The 1,929-nt window shown below is 37.8% G+C and carries 3 protein-coding genes; 2 read left to right on the top strand and 1 reads right to left on the bottom strand.

The genetic code is table 11. The features are described 5' to 3' along the window. A partial coding sequence (locus ELS82_RS27460) for a hypothetical protein (protein WP_208733298.1) occupies positions 1 to 248 on the top strand: 248 nt, incomplete at its 5' end. Positions 249 to 527: 279 nt separating this feature from the next. Here the strand turns inward: ELS82_RS27460 and ELS82_RS24495 are convergent. After that, positions 528 to 980, bottom strand: coding sequence for a hypothetical protein (locus ELS82_RS24495; RefSeq protein WP_134837714.1), 453 nt, complete (start codon positions 978 to 980; stop codon positions 528 to 530). 299 nt (positions 981 to 1,279) lie between these two features. On the opposite strand from ELS82_RS24495, the gene ELS82_RS24505 reads away from it, so the two are divergent. Continuing rightward, positions 1,280 to 1,672, top strand: coding sequence for an HIT family protein (locus ELS82_RS24505; protein WP_134837715.1), 393 nt, complete (start codon positions 1,280 to 1,282; stop codon positions 1,670 to 1,672). Positions 1,673 to 1,929 lie beyond the last annotated feature (257 nt).

Here is a 1,929-nt window from a genome sequence, read left to right on the forward strand (position 1 = left end):
AAGTAAATCATATGTTTGTGGTAAAACATAACAAACAATTCAACAGTGATTCGCAACGCTTGGCGCTTTCACTTCGGGTTGAGTTTAGTGTTTACGGCGCAATGTTTAAGTTCAGTGTTTGCGCTGCTCACACGTTAATTGGGCGTTATGCCAAAATGCTCTATGGGATATATAGAGAGTACACTATTGAACCTAATATTAAGGAAATAAACAAAATGTTTATTAGATTAAAGCGAAATTTTTGGTAAAAGTCTTTTTGTTTTCTATAGTGTTTTATGACTAAAATGCTTGATATTATAGGGACTAATATCAAAGGTTTTCTTAGTGCAATATCTAAGGTCATTGAATTCATGATGTAAGTTGTATCACCAAGCATTTCATTACTAAGTGTCGTAAAGTGATTACGAGAGAGTATTAGAAAACAATAACCTCCCAAAAGAAAGATAGTTGCAAATAGCAATAACTTGTTTATGAAGTTTAATGTTTTATTTTTTTACAGTTTTTAAATATTGCGACATCAGAAACTCCTACTTAGAGCTTTCAGTTTTCATAGCTCTAATCTGCCCCCTAATTTTAGTTGAGGCTAGCTGGTAAGCATCTATTTTTATATTGAATTTATCTATGGAAGATTTCGCATTACCAATTTTATCAATTACCTTCAAAGTCACGTCACCTTTACTTGAGCCGAAGGATGTTCCTTTTACCTCAACGTCTACGTGACTTCCAAGAAAGTTTTCGTACTGTAATAATTTTTTAGCTGATTCACTTTCTACTGTCATCCACTCCGTTTGAGCATGACCAAATATTAAAGTACTTGATTCTCCACCGACAGATAAGTAATCAGCGACTCCATATAAGCGCGTTGGAGTATTACCATCATTAGGTTTTGTTTCTATATAGCAGCCAGATATTAAATTGACACCGATCGGTAGCGTGGGGATACCTGCGCCTAAACCGCTAATAGTAACTCTAACTTTCATTAATACTTTCCTAAATTGTATCTCGTTATGGGCGTTGTGGCATATTGAAGCTTTGTGTCATTCTTTAGTTACCAGCTAAGCGAGTGGACTCTCAAATTTACTATTGATCCCATGTAATAAAAAATGTTGAAAAGTTTGTGAGCTCCCGCTTTTGGCATAACAAAGCGTTTAAGAGTGATTCTCAACGCTTGGCATTTTTACTATGCGTTGCGTTTAGTGTTTAAGGTGGTCTGCGGAGGTATCGGTATTGCGTTGCTCACACCTTAACAGGGCGTTATAAGCTTTGGTAGGAAAACTATATGAAGACAATAGTAGAGCAAATTGTGAATCGAGAAATCGAAGCTGTAATTGTTTATGAATCAAAGGATGTCATAGCATTTGCAGATCACGATCCAATAAATTTTGGGCACATATTGATCTGCCCAACCTATCCATATGAAAGCTATATTGCATTGCCTGAACAGGTCTTGTTAGAAATCCAGTCAGTCGCAAGAGATCTCTACACGCGCATTGAGAATGCTTTCGAGCCTGATGGTATCTCCTTCATTCAGAATAATGGTCAGTTCAACGAGTTGTCCCATTATCATCTTCATATTTTCCCAAGGTTTTGTGGTGATAAGTTTGGGTGGGAAAGTAGTGATCTTGGAGTTCAAAGCATAGAGAAACTGCGTCAATCTCTGGCACGCTTATAACAAGGCGTTTAAGGCAGATTCGCAACGCTTGGCATTTTCGGTTTGCTTCGAATTTAGTGTTTACGGCACAATAGTTTAAGTTCGGTGGTAGCGTTGCTCACTACTTAACGCGGCGTTAGGCAAAGGGCAGAAAAGTTCTTTGTTCTAATCTTCTTGCTCCCTCTGGCCACCTGCTTTTCTTAGTCGGCAATTCTGTATTGTCGGCTCAAATTCTTGAATCTCTCCAACCGTAAAACATGCCAAGATTCGTGGGTTGC

Origin of the sequence: Vibrio ouci, from assembly GCF_004551525.1 — a bacterium.
Lineage (GTDB): Bacteria > Pseudomonadota > Gammaproteobacteria > Enterobacterales > Vibrionaceae > Vibrio > Vibrio ouci.

Coding starts and splice junctions, on each gene's coding strand:
- ELS82_RS24495 (WP_134837714.1), bottom strand. CDS start 980: ATGAAAGTTAGAGTTACTATTAGCGGTTTAGGCGCAGGTATCCCCACG.
- ELS82_RS24505 (WP_134837715.1), top strand. CDS start 1,280: ATGAAGACAATAGTAGAGCAAATTGTGAATCGAGAAATCGAAGCTGTA.